Below are 18457 nucleotides of genomic sequence, written 5' to 3'. Positions count from 1 at the left end.
ATCATTCCTTATTTAGTGAAATTGCTTCGGTCATTAATTCCGAACGCCGATTCCTTACTTTTCCAATTACCACAGCTTTTTCCAAATCGGTCAGCGTTTTGCCAAGTTGCGGACCCGGCTTTAAAATCCCCTGCTTAATCAGTTCACCGCCAGTTATTTCAAGCTGTTTCCTGCTGGTAATCGGCAGGTTGTCATAAGCCTTAATTAAGTCGGGAAGCGATTCATTCAGGTAATTTTCGGCAACCGCCACGGCATTTTGAACGTTCTGCCGCCCGGCATGGTATAAATCCAGGTTGTTGACCGTTTGAGCCTGAATTCGAAAAATCAAATCAGTTGTAAGTATAACATCATTAATTATTTTATTGGCAGTCTTCCACTTTTTTAAAAAAGTTTCAATTTGGGACCGTTGAAACTGGAAGCTGGCCGCAAACAGCGACCAAACTTGGACTTCATTGATTAACCTGATTGGTGTTTTTACAAGTTCCACCAGCGTCTCAAAATGATCCCCAAACTCCGGAATATACCGGTAAAGCCGAGTTTTAAGCATTAATGATAAGCCGTTTCCGGCATCCTGACCCATCATCATTTTAATAAATTCAGTGTGGATCCGTTCGACTGCAATTTTTTTTAAAAGATTACTATGATCATAAATTCCTTTTAGTGTTTGATCGTCAATTCGAAAATCCAATTGGCTGGCAAAGCGGACAGCCCGCATCATCCTTAAGGCATCTTCATTAAAACGCTCTTCGGGATCACCGACGGCACGAATAACCCGGGCCTTCATATCAACCAAGCCGCCAAACAGATCGGTTACCTGGCCATTTTCACTGAGTGCCAGTGCATTAATCGTAAAATCACGGCGTTTTAAATCTTCCCTTAAGGAGCGGACAAACGTTACTTTATCCGGCCGCCGATAATCCTGGTACCCGGATTCCGTTCGAAAAGTCGTCACTTCATAACCGGTACCGTGATCCAAAATCATCACAGTGCCGTGTTCAATGCCGGTATCCACTGTTCTTTTAAATAATCCCTTAACCTCGCTTGGATAAGCACTTGTCGCAATATCAACATCATGAATCGGCCGTTTTAAAATGGTGTCACGCACCGACCCGCCAACAAAATAGGCCTCATAGCCGGCTGACTCGATTTTTCGAAGAATCGGCAGGGCCTTCTCAAACTCACTGGGCATGTTCTCTATTCGCACAATATCGCCATCCATCTCGTATTTATTCACTAAACAATTCTAACAGATAATCAAACATGAAAAAAGTTAATCCAAAAGATTGCCTTTTGACAGATTCTCTTGCTAAGATAAGGGGTTGTGATTATGCTCGAATTTAAAAAATAATCTTAATGCAATTTATTTGGTCTTTCACCACTGGAGGGAAAAAATGAAATCAAAAACCAACCGGTTCCAACTCGATATTTCGGCTGTTGACTTGATTGTTATTGCACTTGGCTCAGCAATTTACTCATTTGGAATCGTCTTTTTCAATATTTATAATCACCTTGCGGATGGCGGATTAACCGGAATCACGCTGATTTTAAGGGCGCTTTTCGGTATGGATCCCGCCTATTCAACCATCTTGATTAATATTCCTTTATTCGTCATCGGTTATCGTTACCTGGGAAAAAAGGACATGTTTTACACACTTTATGGTACGGCGATGCTGTCAATTTTTCTTTGGATCTGGCAGCGGGTGCCCATTGAAATCAATCTGCAGCATGATCTGTTGCTTTCAGCAATCGGTGCCGGTCTGTTTGGCGGCTTTGGTTGTGGAATTGTTTACCGGTTTGGCGGCACAACCGGCGGCGTCGATATTGTTGCCCGCCTGTTTGAACGGTTCAAAGGGGTCCAAATGGGTAAAACCCTGCTAACAATCGACGTTCTTGTGCTTTTATCTTCACTGATTTATCTGGATATCAGGCAAATGGCCTATACCTTGATTTATGTTTGGATCTTTTCGATGATTGTTAACTTTACCCAGCAGGAGCTTACGCTGCCCGGGGAATTTTAATTATCAGTAACCAGTCAGGCGCTATTTCGGAAGCATTATGGAACAGCTTAACCGGGGAACTACCTTCTTAAAGGCAGAAGGCGGTTACTCCCACAAAGATAAGGAAATTGTTTACTGCGTTGTCTCACCAAGTGAATTGCACACCCTGAAAAAGTTGGTGGAATCAATTGATCAGGAAGCTTTTATTTCTGTCATGGACGTCAACGAGGCCATTGGTGAAGGATTTACGTACAAACGACCTAAAAAATTTAAACTTTTATAAATCATTCTATGTACAAACGGGACTGCGACAAAGGTAATTTTGTCCAGCCCCGTTTTTCGTAATCACGACTATTACCAAACAGAAACGGGTACCAAAAGACAACTTTCCGCCTCGTAATCAAATTATCCAAATATTTAAGTCCGGAATATTCGAATAATTCGGTTATGCATTGGAAGTTAACCGTCTTTTGCTACCCGCTTGCAACTTTTAATAATCTTCATCCTCATCGTACATCGAGGCCATCTCCAAATCATTGGGAACCAGCTCCAGATATTGTTTAAGATAGGCCCGTTCCTCTTTTATCCGACCATTTTCACGATAAAAAAGGGCTGCGTGCTTCAAGAAATCCGGATTGTCACGCAACTCCCGACCAGCCAGCTCATATTGGTGAGCGGCTTTTTTGAAGTCATCGGTTTCCTGATACGACCGTGCCAAATTATAGGCCAAGTGGGCATCAAAAACATGGTCCGTACTTAGCGGTTCAAGTAGCTTTAAATTGTTTTCAAATTGTGTGTGGGTAACGTACCAGTCAGATAATAGGCTTAGGATTTCCATATCCTCTGGTGCAATTTCGTGGCCCTTTTTAAAGTAGGTTAATGCCAGTTCGTCCTCACCGGCCATTGTGGCAATCTGCCCGGCTTTTTGCCAGATTTTTTCGTTAAATTGATCAATTGAAATGCCCTCTTGAATCGTTTTCAATGCGTTATCGGTTTGTTTCAGCTCAACATAGGCATCTGCCAAATAAGGGTAAAGGGAGCTGTACTGGGGATCTGAATCTCGAAGATCGATAAAGGCTTTCACCGCTTTTGAATAGTCTTTTAAATTAAAATACGTAAACGCCAGTTCAAACTTAACGTCACTGTTCATGTGAACGGGCTTTATCTGTTCCAGATAACCAATTGCCTGCTCAAATTTACCAATCTCGGCGTAGGAAACGCCCAGCCTTTCAACCAAGTTAACCGCCGACATCTCCAAGGTTCCCGCTTTAATCAAATTCAAATACAGATTAATCGCTTTTCGATAGTTACGGGTATTGAAATAAAATTCCGCCAAAGCAAACAAAATCACCGGCTCGTCAGGAGCAATTCTCTGAGCCTCTAAGAGCTTTTGTTCACTTACGTCAAAGAGGCCTTGGGTTTGGTATAAATCGGCTGAAACCATCAGTGAACGAACATATTCGTCCGATTGTCGTGAAACTTGCGACAAATAATTCAAAGCCAAGTCATCATCGTCGGCATCAATTGCTAATTCAGCTAAATTAATCTTGATCGTGTCGTCATCCGGGTACTTTTTCGTCAAGCGCGTATAAATTGTTTTGGCATAATTGGAAAATCCCAACGAATACAGTTCTTCGGCCAATGAATACAACAGGTCATCGGAATCATTGGCTAACGCCTGCTGATATGACTTTTCAAATGCATCTAATTGACCGTGTTCAAGCTGATCCAGTGCAGTTTGTGAGTAACTCATAAAATTCCTCCATTAGGTAACAAAAAAGCCAGTCCGACAATTGCCGTGCTGGCTTAACAGATGAATACTATTTAACAGCATCCTTAAGCGCCTTACCAGGTTTAAATGCTGGTACCTTGCTTGCAGGAATCTTAATTTCTTGACCTGTTTGTGGGTTGCGACCCTTACGAGCTGCGCGTTGACGAACTTCGAAGTTACCGAAGCCAATCAATTGAACCTTTTCGCCCTTTGCCAAGCTAGCTTGGATTGTATCAAATACTGCATCCACAGCTGCTGTAGCATCTTTCTTAGTTAAACCAGTTTCTGTGGCGACGTTCGTTACTAATTCTGCTTTGTTTGCCATGAGTGGATTCACCTCCCTTAAAGATAGGTATGTAAAACATCACAAACTTGATTCGTTGGAATCAGAATTGCTAAAACGACGCGGTTTAAGCATCATTTCTTTTTCAAATATAGCAGAAGAATGCCGTCATTGCAATGTTTTTATCCAATTTCTGCTTCAAATCAGCCAGTTTTAATAATTTCAGGACATTTTGAGAAATAATAAAGCTGCCAGGTTTTCAAAAATCTTTAGTATTCGCGAACTTTGAGGGTTTTGAAGACTTTTTAATTCGGAATTGTGTTGCTGTTCGCGGATTTGTGATTAAGCAGATTAAAATCGTTCGGATCCCTTTAAAAATAAGGATTTTGGTCCTTCACATGGTAAGAATTCAGTGAGAATTACTTTCGGCTGCGCTTAATAATCCGAATTGGTGTCCCGTTAAAGTCAAAATGATCCCGAATTTGATTTTCCAAAAATCGAACATAAGAAAAATGCATTAAATCCGGATTATTGACAAAGACAACAAACGTCGGTGGCCCTGAAACAACTTGGGTCGCATAATAAATTCTTAGCCGCTTTCCATTAACGGTCGGTGTTGGATGAATTGCAACGGCATCCATAATAACATCATTCAGTGCGGATGACTGAACCCGTTTTTCGTGATTGTCATAAACCGTTTAATTAGTGCCGGCAGCTGACCAACGCGCTGCTTGGTTTTTGCTGAAACAAAAATAATCGGCGAATAGGTCATATACTGAAATTCATTTCGAATCAGTGTTTCAAAATCCTGTTGGGTATGGTTGGTTTTCTTCAACGTATCCCACTTATTGACAACGGTTATAATTGCTTTGCCGGCTTCATGTGCGTATCCGGCCACTTTCTTATCCTGTTCCCGGATACCCTCTTCAGCATTGATTACAAATAAAATGACATCACTTTGATCAATGGCTTTCATAGCCCGCATGACACTGTAACGTTCCGTATTTTCATAAACTTTTCCGCGCTTTCGAATCCCGGCAGTATCGACCATCGTGAATTTAATGTGATCAGTTTCAAAACGGGTGTCTACCGCGTCCCGGGTAGTGCCGGCAATATTTGACACAATTACCCGATCCTCGCCAAGAATTGCGTTGACCAGGGAAGACTTTCCCACGTTGGGTCGTCCAATAATGCTGAATCGAATATCATCATTCGGGGCTTGACCGGACTCCTTTGGAAATGCGTCAACGACTTTATCAAGTAAATCCCCAAAGCCGGTTCCGTGAACGCCTGAAATTGGCATTGGATCCCCAAAGCCAAGTGCGTAAAAATCATAAATATCTTCCCGAGATTCAGGGTTGTCCGCTTTATTTACTGCTAGAATAACGGGCTTATTACTTCGATAAAGGATCTTGGCAACTTGTTCATCCTCATTGGTTAAGCCCTCTTTAGCACTTACGACAAAGACGATTACGTCCGCTTCTTCAATTGCAATTTCAGCCTGATTCTTAATCTGCGTACTGAAGGGTGCGTCATTAATCTGAATACCACCGGTATCGATCATTGCAAATTCATTTGCCAGCCATTCAGCGTGCGTATAGATTCGATCACGGGTAACCCCTGGTGTATCTTCAACGATTGAAATTCGATCGCCGGCAATTCGGTTAAAAATTGTCGATTTGCCGACATTGGGCCGCCCAATGAAGGCAACTGTTGGCATTGCCATATAAAAACCTCCTTTTTCATTTTTAATTAATTACATTTAAAAACCATAAAGAAAGAGGTCTGAGACAAACGATGACGCTTTGTCTCGACCTCCCTCACAAACAGTTCAACTGTTTTTAGTTATTATTGTTGTCTTGAGAATTCTTCTTTAATTCATCACCAACAAGATCCCCTAATGTAAAGCCGGTTTCTTCTTCCGGTGCATTATTATTACGAGCGTTATTATTGTTGTTTGATGATGGTCGTCGATTTGAACTCTTTGGTGAAGATTCTTTTGGCTTATCACTCAAAGCTTTGATTGAAAGTGCCAAACGCTTCCGTTCAGGATCAACCTCGAGAACCTTAACCTTAATCTTTTCACCAACCTTCAAAACATCCCCAGGGGTTGCGATATGTTCATGTGAAATTTGTGAAATATGAACAAGACCTTCAACACCAGGAAATACTTCAACGAAGGCACCAAAATCAACTAATCGCTTAACGGTTCCTTCAAGAACGCTGCCAGCAGGTGCTTTTTCTTCGATTCCGTCCCAAGGTTCTGGAAGAGTTTGTTTGATGGAAAGTGAAATACGGTTACGGTCAAAATCAACTGATAAGACCTTGACTTTAACTTTTTGGCCGACTTTAAGAACATCTGAAGGCTTGTCAACCCGCTCGTAGGCAATTTGAGAAACATGAACCAAACCGTCCATGCCGCCCAGATCAACAAAAGCACCAAAGTTAGTTAACCGAGCCACAGTTCCTTCAACAATGTCACCCTCGTGAAGGGTTTCCATTAATTTTTCACGTTCTTCGGCTTTTTGTGCTTGAACAATTGCTTTGTGTGAAAGGATCAACCGGTTGGCAACCGGATCAATTTCGATAATCTTCAACTCAAGTTCCTGACCCTTGAATTGATTCAAATCTTCAACATAATGATCCGAGATCATTGAAGCGGGAATGAAGCCACGCACACCTGCGTCAACAACCAAGCCACCCTTTACAGCCTGGGATACCTTAGCGGTAATTGTTTCACCATTTTCTGACTTCTCAGCTAATTCATCCCAAACCTTACGTGCTTCCAAACGGCGTGATGAAAGCAGAAAACTGCCGCCTTCTTTGTCACTGCCAATTCTTGATGTAACTACCAACTGAAGCTTGTCGCCTTGCTTGATATCATCAAAATTTTGAGAAGAAGACAGTTCACGTTGAGGAACGACTCCTTCAACACCTGTATCTTCAATCCCAACGATCAATTGCTGCTCATCGTCTTTAGCAAGGACTTCACCGGTGACAACGTCACCTACCTTTACTTCACTAACGCTATTCAAAGCGTTCAATAGATCGTTTTTATCGTTATTTGCATTTTCACTCATCAAACAATTCCTCCTTGAAACAACTCTATTCATAATTTTATCTTAAATTCACTCATATTACCAGTTAATTGACCAATTAGTTAAGATTCAATTTCGAATTGATCACTTTTGCGATCTCCGATACAACTGATTCAATTGAAAGTGCCGTTGTATCAATTTCCGTCGCGTCATCGGCCTTGGTAAGCGGTGAAATTTTTCGATGGGAATCTTTATAATCACGCGCTTCAATTTCAAGCTGCAGCTCATCAAGCGGTGTATTGATTCCCTTTTGAATGTTTTCCTTATATCTGCGTTTGGCCCGCTCTTCAACGCTGGCCACCAAAAAGATCTTTACTTCGGCATTCGGCAGTACGGCAGTCCCGATATCCCGGCCATCCATCACAATACCGCCATCCTTGGCGATTTCCTGCTGTTGGCCGCTCAGCTGTTTTCTGACAGCTGCAATCGCAGCAACGGCAGAAACTGAATTGGTAACGTCTTCCGAGCGAATTTCCTGAGTGATTTCATGGCCGTCGATAAAAACTCTTTGACCATTTTCATCCGGTGTAAAGGAAATTTTTGAATTCTTAACAATTTCGGCAATCGCTTTTTCATCGTCCAAAGCGACCCCATTTTGAATTGCCTTTAAAGTAATTGCCCGATACATTGCACCGGTATCACAATAAATATAATTAAATTTTTTGGCCACGAGTTTGGCGACCGTACTTTTACCGGCAGAAGCCGGTCCATCGATTGCTACTTGTAATCCATTTTTATGCATCTTGACATTCCTAACCTGTTTTGAATTTAGTTCACTGGTTATCGATACCTTTACCGAATACCCGCACTTAATTCTAATAAATTTAATCAATAAGTCCAGTGTTAATGTGCAGACAACGGTAAATCGTTATTGTTAAAAGATTCATTTGACTCTGAGCTTTTGGCCGGGATGAATCTGAGAATCAGACGACAAGCCATTCATTTCCATCAGCTGGGCCATTGTTAAGCCGTTATTAACGGCAACTCGGTAAATCCCCTGACCGGCTTGAACGGTCGCGTACCTATGACCGCCGGAGGACGAGGTGGGGTTGGTCGTATTCGGTTGCCGACTTGAAGTACCGGTGGCAGTTGACGAGCGTTTTGATGGGCCGGCAGTGGTTGTTGCAGCCGCTGCTTTTGACCGCTGACTGCCAGTCGACGTTTTTTTACCCCTTTCAGAAGTTGAAGAAGGTGTCACCGATGATTTCTCGACGGACGCCTTCTTCTTAGTCAGCTCAGCAGCGGATTGCGATTTTTTAACCGCCGAACTGCCGGAAACTGAGGATTTTTTTTTGAATGTGCCTGCTGTGACGTTGCAACAGTTGTCTGATGGTTATTGGTGCCGTTACCGGCAGCACTTTGTTTGGTAAGCCCATAAATCAAAGATACTAATGCAATCACGATGATCAGCGTTACCAAAACTGCCGTAATCATATTATGATTATGACTCTGACGACGAAGCTTCACCCGTGACAGATTACCATGTTCGTCACGGTCTTCCGAGAAAGTCTGATTCCATGGCTGGTCTTTTTCAGGACGCTTTTGTCCCCCATTTGTATTCATATAGACCCCTCCTTGCTTACAGAATAGACATTTATATTTTAGCATCAATCACCGTGGCGGTTCCTTAATTTTTTGATAAAAATAGTTTTTGAAGCGTTTCACGCCAGTCGGTTTCCGCTTTTTTGGGCTTTGATGCCGCTGATTTTAAATAGCGCGCGTTAAAAGCCTGCCAACGCGGCCAAAAATCACTATGGAAATCACAGCAGAATTGATAATTAACCGAACCAGCATCAAGTGATTCATCAAAACAGCGCAGTAGAAACTGTCGTCGACAACCGGACGTAAAAATATAACGGGTCATTTCCTCAAGCTCATTAATCCGCCGTTGCCTGGCCTGATGCAGCAGCGAACTTGCTTTATCAACCAAGAAACCCGCCTCATGGTAAAATTCAACCACTCGAAACTGATCATTGTGGGCCATCTTCTCCGGATGATTATACAAATACGCAATCAACTGATCTTCCGGGTAAGTATTTTCAATCAAATTAGCCTGCAGATAGCGATCATTTGGCTCATACAGCAGGATCGCCAGTGCCGGTTTGCCATCCCGACCTGCTCGACCGATTTCCTGCATATAGCTTTGAATATTTCCCGGCAGATGATAATGAATGACATACCGAACATTATTTTTATCAATTCCCATGCCAAAAGCACTGGTCGCACAGACAACGTCAATTTCCCCCTGCATAAACTGCTGTTGGATTTGAAAGCGGGCCCGATTTTCCATGCCGCCATGATAAGCCGCCGTGCGTTTGGTCGTTTTCTGCGCAAGCATTGCCGCAACCGATTCTGCCGTGTTCCGACTGGAAAAATAAATAATTCCAGCGCCGTTCAGGCCATTGACCAGGCTGATTAAGCAATCATTTTTGTCCGACTGGTTTGAAAGAATTTTGGCACTCAAAAAATATTTTTCCGATTAACGGGTAATTCAACCTGTTCAACTTGGTTGGGCCGCATTTCCAGCCGACGCAAAATATCCAGTCGGGTCTTAACGGTAGCCGTGGCCGTCATCATTAACGTCAATGGCTTTTTTAAAGCTTTACGAACCCCAGCCAGTTTAAGATAGTCCGGTCGAAAATCTGGTCCCCATTCCGAAATACAGTGCGCTTCATCAATCACCAACAGCCCAATGGCCAGCTTTTGAAGCCGCGTAATCACCTGCGGATTAGCCAGCATTTCCGGTGAAACATAAATAAATTGGTACTGTTCCAAGTGTTTAAGAACAAACTGCCGCTCTTTAAAATCCAGTCCCGACGTCAAAGCCACCACGTGCTTTGACCCTAAATACTGAAGTCGACCAACCTGATCCTGCATTAATGATATCAGTGGTGAGACAATGATCACCCGCTGATGGGTGATTGCTGCATATAGTTGATATAAAAGCGTCTTACCGCCACCGGTCGGCAGCACTGCCAAAACATCACGATGCTTCAGCAGCGCCGTCATAACCTGCTGCTGTCCCGGGCGAAAATTTTTAAAGCCAAAGTATCTATTCAATTGTCCTTTTAGATCTATCATTTTATCACCTTAGTCAATTGGCGTTGCCACCTTCAACTGCTTAATTTGAAACAACCGGTATTCAAAAAATGTTAAGTCCGGAATTTTCTGATTGGCCGTCTGAAAAGACCATTCGCCACGTTTTTCAAAAGCAGCCTCAGTTAATTGGCGCGCCCTTGAAGGCTCCAGCAGCCGGTGAAACGGCACTTCATCAACCGGCAGCACAATAGCCGCTTCCAGTAAATGCTCATAAACCGTTGTCAGCTTCAACTGCCTTTTTTGAGCAATTTCATGAAGCGTTAGTTCTGGAAACCGGCAAAACAAAGAAAACGTCTTTTGGGCACTGGTTGCAATAGCCGGCTTTGAGAGGCCTTGAATCAGCGGCTGCACTTCAGTTTCTGCCGTCACTGTCAATTCATGTAGCAGATGCGCGTACAGCATCAATCGGATCAATGACACAATTGTTTCTGATAGGTCATATTTTTCAGCTATCTGCGTGTCGGTTTGTCCCGAAACCTGATGACCGGAAAGTCCCTGAGCGAAGATCTCGGCAAACGTTTCCTGATTAACTGCCGTTAAAAAGCGGGTTAATAATGCTTTTAAATCATTTGGCAGATGACGGTGTTTGTTTTGAATAAACCATTTTTTAATAAGCTGGCTGTCAAAGACCCCAATATTTTGCGGATAGTAGCGGTTATTAGCGTAGCTATACTCGGAGACAACCTGGACTGCAAAGTTAAACCGCTTTTCAAACCGGCAAACGTCAGCGTCGGCTGCCTCGGCCAGCCAACTTAGGCTGGGCAACGAGCGCAGCAGTGCATTTCGTTTTTGGTCACCACTTTTAGTTAGCCGGATCTGCCATTCGGAATCCGTTTCGATCAATCCAGCTTGGTTTAAGTCGCCAACGGCCTGGGGAACTTCGCCCGTTAAAAGCCCGTGCAGCGCGCCAAAGTACGGCAATAAGCCATATTGAAGTGCCAAATATAAATTTGAAACCGTTCGGCGGCCAGTCAAAATATTCTTAAGTGCTTTAGCGCGCCGCCACTGGGTTGATGTGCCAAAAAGAAGCAGTATTTGTGCTAAGTCCATCTTAACCACCTATCCAAGTCAACAAAAAACGTTGGGAATTCCCAACCGGAGACTTTTGAGAATACAGCTATTTTCATTTTACAATAAGCTGCATTATTTATATACGTTACAAACAAGTGATTTTATTATTTAAGTCTTAATCTCGGTAAAACACTTCCCTTAATCAGGAAGAACAAGCCGCCGACAACGATTCCTTTAATCAGGTTAAACGGCACCACTGCATACAAAATTAATGATGACAGCGGCATATTAATCTTCATCCCAAGGATATTCATATACAAAGGAATAACCGCTACCCAATTGGAGAAGGACATGATAATCGTCAGGCTGATTGTCATGAGCGCAATAATTAAAACGGTTCTAACAGCCGTCTTTGCTGAAGAGAACCATTGATTGCCCCAATAAAAGGCCAAAATCAACGTTACCGACGCGAGAAAAGACGACCCAACCCCGATCAGCCCAGGAATGGACGCGCCTGACGTGGTGACCCAATATAAAATTGATTTAAGCCCGGCAATGGTAATACCACTGGTTGCTCCGAAAAGAACCGTTCCAATTAATATCGGCATATCCGATAAATCAATCTTCATATACGGCGCGATCGGAATAATCGGTAACGAAAAAAACATTAAGACATAGGAGCAGCCGGCCAACACCGACATTTCCACCAATCTGGCTGTTAACAACTGATTACGACCACTATGTTCCATTGAAAAGAACTCCCTTTTCCAATGGTTAATCTTCAAAAAAGATCCTGACAAAAAACTGTCAGGACCTTTACGTGTAGTAAAATTTAATCTTCTACATACCAGACTTTACTGTCGGCACTGGAATTTCACCAGCTCAGCGTGAAAAAATCACGTGTCGCGGACTATCACCGCCGGTCGGGAATTACACCCTGCCCTGAAGATAAACCAAGTTATTTTTATTACCTTAAATATAACAAATTTGCCCGAAATGTCAACGATTTTCGTTTTGCACCATTTTTTTCAGCTCTTCAATTTCATGAGGCTTCAATCTACGGTAATCACCCGGCTGCAAGCCGTCCAAATTTAAGAAGCCATAACTTTGCCGACTTAACTTTTCAACCGGATGGCCAAGAGCTGAAAACATTTTCTTAACTTGATGATTCCGGCCCTCGTGGATAGTTAATGAAACAATGGTACTGCTGTGATTGCCACGAATAACAGTAGCTTTGGCACTGGCTGTTTTTCGCCCGTCAATCACGATGCCGGTACGCAGCTTTTTCATATCATCGTTGGTAATATTACCCTTAACCTTGGCCACGTATGTTTTATCAACCTCATATTTGGGGTGCGTCAGATGATTATCCAAATCACCGTCATTCGTCAATAACAATAAACCTGACGTATCATAATCCAATCGGCCAACGGGATAAATCCGTTCCGTAACACCAGCCAGCAGATCAATAACGGTCTTTCGATGTTTATCATCCGTAACCGCCGTAATAACACCCCGTGGCTTATATAATAGATAGTACACCGGTACCTCTTTTGAAATCGGAACTTCATCTACCTTGACCTCATCGCTGTCGGATACCTTTGTTCCTAATTCCTTAACAACTTTGCCGTTTACTTTAACATGCCCTTCGGCAATCAGCTTTTCAGCTTTTCGTCTGGATGCGACGCCGGCATGGGCCATTACTTTTTGTAACCGTTCACTCATTTCTAGTCTCCTGTTTTCTCTGATCAATTTGTTCGTTGAATCGCGTTAATAGTGAATCGCTGGTATTATCATCTAACGTTTCATTTTTGGGAAGCGGCGGTAGATCGGTTAGCGATTGTAAACCAAAATAATCCAAGCAAAAGTTGGTAACACCATATTGCTTAGGATTTCCAACCTCCTGCTTAACACCCGTCACCTTCAACAAGCCTTGATTTAAAAGTCGATGAAGAATGGCAGAACTGTTAACGCCCCGAATCTCGTCGACTTCAATTCGGGTAATCGGCTGATTATACATCACAATCGCAATTGTTTCCAGCGCAGCTTGTGAAAGCACTCTTGGCTTGGCGTCATTAACATAATCCTGAACCAGTTCCGACAAGGCTTCTTTGGTCCCTAGGCGATAAACGTTTTGACTGACTAAAACTTTTAATCCCGAATCCGGGTTTTGACTAAGCATTTGGGTGAGCTTTTCGACCAGCTGCCGGCAAGCCGACAGTTCCAACCTGGTTCTTTGCGCAATTTGACCCAGACTGATACCTTCATCCCCGGCCGCGTACAGCAGTGCTTCAATTTTTGCCAAATTACTAATTCCCATATGCAGGCCCCTTCCAAATTTCAATTGCTGCCTGCTGGTTTTTTTGTTCTAATCGAACTTCATCATATTTTGCCATTTCCAAGATTGCTAAAAAATCCGTGACGATTTCTTCAGGTTTGCCCGGATCTTGAATCACTTTATCAAAAGAGATTCTGGCTTGATGATGATCCAACAGCCGGCGGACTAATTTTGTTTGACTTTCAATCGTAAATTGCCACTCATGAACGGTCGTTGACAATGGTTGGTTATAGTGAAAATGCTTAAGTGCATCCACATAACTGGCCATGATATCACCTTTATCAAACGGTGACGGTGTGATCAGTTCCTCTTTTGAAGGCGCAACAGTTAATTCTGAGCGGGTAAAACTTAATCGCCGCCGAGTCTCACAAGCCTTTAGTTTGCCGGCAATCAATTTGTATCGTTTATAGTTCAACAATTGATTAACCAGATCTTCACGCGGGTCTTCGGTTTCATCAACCGCTTCAACCGTTTCCGTGGGTAAGAGCAGCTTAGATTTAATCAGCATTAATTTGGCAGCCATCACAAAATAATCGCCAATAATATCCAGATTAAGCTGTTGGGCATCATAAATATAATCCATATACTGCTGGGTAATCTTGGCAATTGGAATATCATAAATATCCATTTTAGATTCCTGGATCAGGTGAAGTAATACTTCCAAAGGTCCGTCAAAATCATTTAAGTGCAGCTGAGGCTGCCGGTCAGCTTTCGTTCCCATGTACTTTTGTCTGCTCCCATCTGGTACAAATTTTCTTGGTTTCAAAGCCACCGATAATTTTGGCCTTTGGATACAGTGACTGCAATTCATCCAATAACTGATTATAATTTTCCTGATTACGGCTGGGTGGCGCCAGAATCAATCGGTGAATCAATAGCTGTGCGTTTTGCACCTCAATGCCAATTAGGCCAGACCAATTATGATGACCATCTTTCCACAAATAAATCATCCGATTGCTTTTATCGGCATACCACGCCATTTCTTGGGAAACCAAATCTATGTTTTGAAGGTCTGAAACCAACGAAAACAGGCCCATGGTTATTTTTTGATAATCTTTTCGGTATTGATAGAGCATTTCAATCACCTCGCTATTGGGCTCGCGGATGGAATTTTTGATAAACTTCGGTTAAATGCTTGTGGGAAATATGGGTGTAAATTTGAGTTGTCGAAATATCAGCGTGACCAAGTAATTCTTGAACAATCCGCAAATCCGCGCCATTTTCCAGCAAATGCGTTGCAAAGGAGTGTCGGAGTGTATGGGGGGTTACGTGACGCTTGATACCTGCCAGACCGACGTATTTCTTTATCATCTGCCAAATCGCCTGCCTGGTCAACTGTCGACCATGCGCATTTAAAAAAACAACGTCCGTGTTGGTGCGTTTTTTCAATAATTCAATCCGGGTCGTTTTTAAATACCGTGTCAGCCAATCGATTGCCACATCGCCGATTGGAATAATGCGTTCCCGATCCCCCTTACCAATTGTTTGAATTAGTTTCATTGGTAAATGTAAATCCGTTAAACGCAGGTTGACCAATTCGCTCACTCTCAATCCCGTAGCATAAAGGGTTTCCAAAATGGCCCGGTCACGAACGCCCAACGCTTTTGAAACATTGGGCATGGCTAATAATTTTGTCACTTCCGGTACGGTTAAAACGTCCGGTAACGTTTTCGCTTGTTTGGGAGAATCGACCTTAAGCATTGGATCGCTGGTAATGACATTGAATTGAGCCAGATACCGAAAAAAATTCCGCAAGCTGGAAACGGTTCGGATCACTGTCCGGCGGGATTTTTTCTCCCTTTGCATCTGTTCCAAATAATTTAAAATCAGAAATTGATCAACTTGTGAAAATGATTGGGTTGTCTTTTGGAAAAATTGAATGGCTTCGGTTAAATCTTGGCGATAGCTTTTGATCGTATTCTCGGACAGTCCCCGTTCAACCCGGAGAAAATGTAAATAGTCGGCGAGTTGATTTTTCATTATTAATCTTCCCGTTTCTTTAATATAATCTGATTGTTTTCCTGGGTAATCAGGTTTTCTTTTAACAAGTGGCCCAATGCCCGTTTAAAAGCACCCTTACTGATACCAAAATAGTCCTTAATATCTGCCGGCGCACTCTTATCACTAAAATCAAGTTTTTTAGACGCTGTATGCTCAAGGGCGGCCAGAATCATTTCTGCGTCCTCACCGATTTCCTGATAAGCTCTCGGTCGAGTTGAAAGATTAATCGAGCCGTCCCGCAGCATACCAATAACTCGGGCTTCAACTTCTTCACCCAATCTTGGTTCTGTCAGCCGCTCACTTGGGTGCAAAAAAGCCAAGTGATAATCTGCAGTCAATAAACGGGTGCCGGCCATCTTCAACCGGTATGCCCGGGCTTTAATATCTTTATTTTGCAGCCGGCCGTTAACCGGTCGAGCGATGGCTTCAAAAATTTCTTCATCGGCTAAATGCCCCCAAATTCGAGCTTTGTTATCAACGGTTAGTGAGATTAACAATTGATCACCTTCCCGAGGCCAAAGCTGACTAACGGTCGGTAAATCATCTACTGAAACAACAATATCCTTATTTGGCAGGCCGATGTCAACAAAGACGCCCAAGCCGAACTTTCCCTTGACGACCGTTCCAAAATCATAGTGATCTCTTCTAATCTTTGGAATTTGCCGAGTAATTTGCATCTTATGCTGTTCATTTTCATAGGTAAAGCCGGTAAAACTGGCACCCATCTTAAAAGGTTTCTTAATTTCGGCCTTATCAAGTTGAAACGTCTCACCTTCGATTTGTACAAAGTAGTCGTGATCGTTTTCATCGATTAAGGTCCCTGTTAATACTTGAGCCATTAAATTTTTATCCATGTTAGTCTCCGTTCTTAAAGCTTCTTTCCTTATTCTACACGTTTTCCAAATAAAATTCGACCATCGGGAAACGGTTAATAAACGGGAATGCCAAAACTCAGTGACTTGATTTTAACGATTATGATAAAAGAGGCCAAGCAAGTATCTGCCTGACCTCTTTTGTCATTTATTCATTATAAATTTTAAATATCTGTTTAAAGTGAGCTGGAAGCTCCGTGATAGATAACCCCACGATGTGAATCAATTGTAATCAATTCACCATCAGAGATCTTGGAAGTTGCACCAGTTGCGCCAACAATAACTGGAATTCCCATTGAAATCCCAACTACGGCAGCGTGAGATGTCAAACCACCACTTTCAACAACCACAGCGCTGGCTTTTTCGATTGCCGGCAGATAATCCTTGTCAGTTGATTTTGCAATCAAAATGCTGCCTTCGGTTACCTTGTTTTTGGCATCGGCTGCGTCTTTAGCAACAACTGCTTTACCAATAACGGTCTTGTCACCAACACCTTGGCCTTGAACCAGCTTTGAACCAATCAATTGAATCCGCATCAAGTTGGTTGTACCACTTTCGCCAACCGGAACACCGGCGGTCACGATAATCAGATCGCCTTCCTTAGCCAAGCCGCTTTCCAATGCTTTCTTAGCAGCCAATTCAAAGATTTCGTCACTACTTTTAACTTCGTCAACCAAGATTGGGTGAACGCCCCAGTTAACCATCAAGCCACGACGTGTCCGTTCATCAAAAGTTAATGCTAAAATGTCAGCATCCGGATGATACTTGGAAATCATCCGAGCAGTGTAACCTGATCGCGTTGCAGCAACAATGGTGTGAATACCTAATTCTTTAGCAACCCGGGCAACTGAATCACCAATTGATTCAGTTACATCGCTGGCATCAAAAGTTGGCCGTGGTGTTCCAAATTCATTAAAGGCGTTTTCAGCCTTAACATCAATTCGAGCCATTGTTTGAACTGATTGAACCGGATAATCACCGTTGGCACTTTCACCTGAAAGCATCGTTGCATCAGTACCATCAAAGACAGCGTTGGCAACATCTGAGGCTTCGGCACGAGTTGGCCGTGGGTTTTCCTGCATTGAATCAAGCATTTGAGTTGCTGTAATAACCGGTTTACCCAGTTGGTTGCACTTTTTGATCAAAGTTTTTTGAACCAAAGGTACATTTTCGGCTGGAATTTCAACACCCATGTCACCACGAGCAACCATTAAACCATCCGAAACTTTGATAATGTCATCAAAGTTGTTGATACCTTCTTGTGATTCAATCTTAGGGAAGATTTGAACGTGTTCCATGTGTTTTTCTTCCAAAAGTGCCCGAATATCCAAAACATCTTGCGGCTTACGAACAAATGAAGCTGAGATGAAATCAATATCATGATCCAAACCAAAACGAATATCATCTGAATCTTTTTCGGTAATTCCGGGAAGGTTAATGGAAACGCCAGGTGCGTTGACACCTTTACGTGAACCAAGGACACCGTCATTTTGAACTGTTACAATCAGTTCTTTGGCAGCATCATCTTTTTTGGTAACAACAGTGTCCAATAAACCATCATCAAAAAGAACATGGCCACCTTCATGAACATCATCATAAAGACCCTTGTATGTTACGGCAATTTTATCCTTAACACCTTCAAGGCTGTCATCCATTGAAATACGGAAAACATCACCGGTGTGGTATGCGATTTTGCCATCTTTTTGAACAGTGGTACGAATTTCAGCACCTTTAGTATCAAGCATGATTCCAACAGTTTTGCCTGTTTTCTTTTCAGCTTCGTGAACCTTGTTTAAACGATCCAAGTGTTCTGGATGGTCACCGTGTGAAAAGTTAAATCGGAAAACATTAGCCCCAGCTTCAATTAATTTAACGATGGTATCAACATCGGTACTGGCTGGTCCCAATGTACTTACGATCTTAGTTTTCTTCATAAGTAAAATCTCTCCTTCGGTTTTTTGGACACCACAATTATTAACCGGATATA

General features: G+C 42.7%; 18 protein-coding genes, 2 pseudogenes and 1 riboswitch. Of the genes and pseudogenes, 1 reads left to right on the top strand and 19 read right to left on the bottom strand.

The window, feature by feature from the left end:
- Position 1: 1 nt before the first annotated feature.
- Complete coding sequence (locus JCM14108_RS01200; RefSeq protein WP_035177640.1) at positions 2 to 1219, bottom strand: CCA tRNA nucleotidyltransferase; 1218 nt, start codon at positions 1217 to 1219, stop codon at positions 2 to 4.
- Positions 1220 to 1391: 172 nt separating this feature from the next.
- Between JCM14108_RS01200 and JCM14108_RS01195 the strand changes: the two are divergent.
- A pseudogene (locus JCM14108_RS01195) lies at positions 1392 to 2280 on the top strand (YitT family protein).
- 207 nt (positions 2281 to 2487) lie between these two features.
- On the opposite strand, the gene JCM14108_RS01190 reads toward JCM14108_RS01195, so the two are convergent.
- The 18 genes and pseudogenes from JCM14108_RS01190 to pyk form a co-directional block, all read right to left on the bottom strand.
- A complete protein-coding gene (locus tag JCM14108_RS01190) occupies positions 2488 to 3750 on the bottom strand; it encodes a tetratricopeptide repeat protein (RefSeq protein ID WP_035177638.1) in 1263 nt (420 codons plus the stop codon).
- 67 nt (positions 3751 to 3817) lie between these two features.
- Complete coding sequence (hbs, locus tag JCM14108_RS01185; protein ID WP_035177635.1) at positions 3818 to 4093, bottom strand: non-specific DNA-binding protein Hbs; 276 nt, start codon at positions 4091 to 4093, stop codon at positions 3818 to 3820.
- Positions 4094 to 4470: 377 nt separating this feature from the next.
- A pseudogene (gene der / locus JCM14108_RS01180) lies at positions 4471 to 5777 on the bottom strand (ribosome biogenesis GTPase Der).
- Positions 5778 to 5892: 115 nt separating this feature from the next.
- Positions 5893 to 7131: a 30S ribosomal protein S1 gene (gene rpsA, locus JCM14108_RS01175; RefSeq protein ID WP_035177632.1), complete on the bottom strand. Its 1239-nt coding sequence runs from the start codon at positions 7129 to 7131 to the stop codon at positions 5893 to 5895.
- 76 nt (positions 7132 to 7207) lie between these two features.
- Positions 7208 to 7891 (bottom strand): (d)CMP kinase, encoded by a 684-nt coding sequence (cmk, locus tag JCM14108_RS01170; protein ID WP_035177629.1) that lies wholly within the window; start codon positions 7889 to 7891, stop codon positions 7208 to 7210.
- A 141-nt stretch (positions 7892 to 8032) separates the two neighbouring features.
- On the bottom strand, positions 8033 to 8347 hold the full coding sequence (locus JCM14108_RS14970; protein ID WP_237745671.1) for a LysM peptidoglycan-binding domain-containing protein: 315 nt from the start codon (positions 8345 to 8347) through the stop codon (positions 8033 to 8035).
- Between the two features lie 32 nt (positions 8348 to 8379).
- A complete protein-coding gene (locus tag JCM14108_RS14965) occupies positions 8380 to 8712 on the bottom strand; it encodes a peptidoglycan-binding protein (protein ID WP_237745670.1) in 333 nt (110 codons plus the stop codon).
- 64 nt (positions 8713 to 8776) lie between these two features.
- Positions 8777 to 9613 (bottom strand): helicase-related protein, encoded by an 837-nt coding sequence (locus JCM14108_RS14960; RefSeq protein ID WP_237745669.1) that lies wholly within the window; start codon positions 9611 to 9613, stop codon positions 8777 to 8779.
- The gene (locus JCM14108_RS14955) at positions 9610 to 10230 is read right to left on the bottom strand and encodes a DEAD/DEAH box helicase (protein ID WP_237745668.1); all 621 of its coding nucleotides are present in this window, start codon (positions 10228 to 10230) and stop codon (positions 9610 to 9612) included. The genes JCM14108_RS14960 and JCM14108_RS14955 overlap by 4 nt, the downstream gene beginning before the upstream one ends.
- 9 nt (positions 10231 to 10239) lie before the next feature.
- Entirely contained in the window at positions 10240 to 11298 is a 1059-nt protein-coding gene (locus tag JCM14108_RS01155) for a helix-turn-helix domain-containing protein (protein ID WP_035177627.1), read from the bottom strand.
- 125 nt (positions 11299 to 11423) lie between these two features.
- Positions 11424 to 12008, bottom strand: a complete 585-nt coding sequence (locus JCM14108_RS01150; RefSeq protein WP_035177624.1) for an ECF transporter S component — start codon at positions 12006 to 12008, stop codon at positions 11424 to 11426.
- A gap of 82 nt (positions 12009 to 12090) precedes the next feature.
- Positions 12091 to 12213, bottom strand: a riboswitch (FMN riboswitch).
- A 45-nt stretch (positions 12214 to 12258) separates the two neighbouring features.
- On the bottom strand, positions 12259 to 12984 hold the full coding sequence (locus tag JCM14108_RS01145) for a pseudouridine synthase (protein ID WP_035177621.1): 726 nt from the start codon (positions 12982 to 12984) through the stop codon (positions 12259 to 12261).
- The gene (gene scpB / locus JCM14108_RS01140) at positions 12977 to 13579 is read right to left on the bottom strand and encodes an SMC-Scp complex subunit ScpB (RefSeq protein ID WP_035177616.1); all 603 of its coding nucleotides are present in this window, start codon (positions 13577 to 13579) and stop codon (positions 12977 to 12979) included. Before scpB ends, JCM14108_RS01145 begins: the two co-directional genes overlap by 8 nt.
- The gene (locus JCM14108_RS01135) at positions 13569 to 14318 is read right to left on the bottom strand and encodes a segregation and condensation protein A (protein ID WP_035177613.1); all 750 of its coding nucleotides are present in this window, start codon (positions 14316 to 14318) and stop codon (positions 13569 to 13571) included. The genes scpB and JCM14108_RS01135 overlap by 11 nt, the downstream gene beginning before the upstream one ends.
- Positions 14302 to 14673, bottom strand: coding sequence for a hypothetical protein (locus JCM14108_RS01130; RefSeq protein WP_035177610.1), 372 nt, complete (start codon positions 14671 to 14673; stop codon positions 14302 to 14304). Before JCM14108_RS01130 ends, JCM14108_RS01135 begins: the two co-directional genes overlap by 17 nt.
- Positions 14674 to 14686: 13 nt before the next feature.
- Entirely contained in the window at positions 14687 to 15577 is an 891-nt protein-coding gene (xerD, locus tag JCM14108_RS01125) for a site-specific tyrosine recombinase XerD (protein ID WP_035177608.1), read from the bottom strand.
- A gap of 2 nt (positions 15578 to 15579) precedes the next feature.
- The gene (locus JCM14108_RS01120) at positions 15580 to 16452 is read right to left on the bottom strand and encodes a CvfB family protein (RefSeq protein ID WP_035177606.1); all 873 of its coding nucleotides are present in this window, start codon (positions 16450 to 16452) and stop codon (positions 15580 to 15582) included.
- A gap of 194 nt (positions 16453 to 16646) precedes the next feature.
- A complete protein-coding gene (gene pyk, locus JCM14108_RS01115; RefSeq protein ID WP_035177603.1) occupies positions 16647 to 18404 on the bottom strand; it encodes a pyruvate kinase in 1758 nt (585 codons plus the stop codon).
- Between the last annotated feature and the right edge of the window lie 53 nt (positions 18405 to 18457).

The organism is Lentilactobacillus farraginis DSM 18382 = JCM 14108, from assembly GCF_000583655.1.
In the GTDB taxonomy this organism is placed as follows: domain Bacteria; phylum Bacillota; class Bacilli; order Lactobacillales; family Lactobacillaceae; genus Lentilactobacillus; species Lentilactobacillus farraginis.
This window is presented reverse-complemented; position numbering and strand designations above follow the sequence as displayed.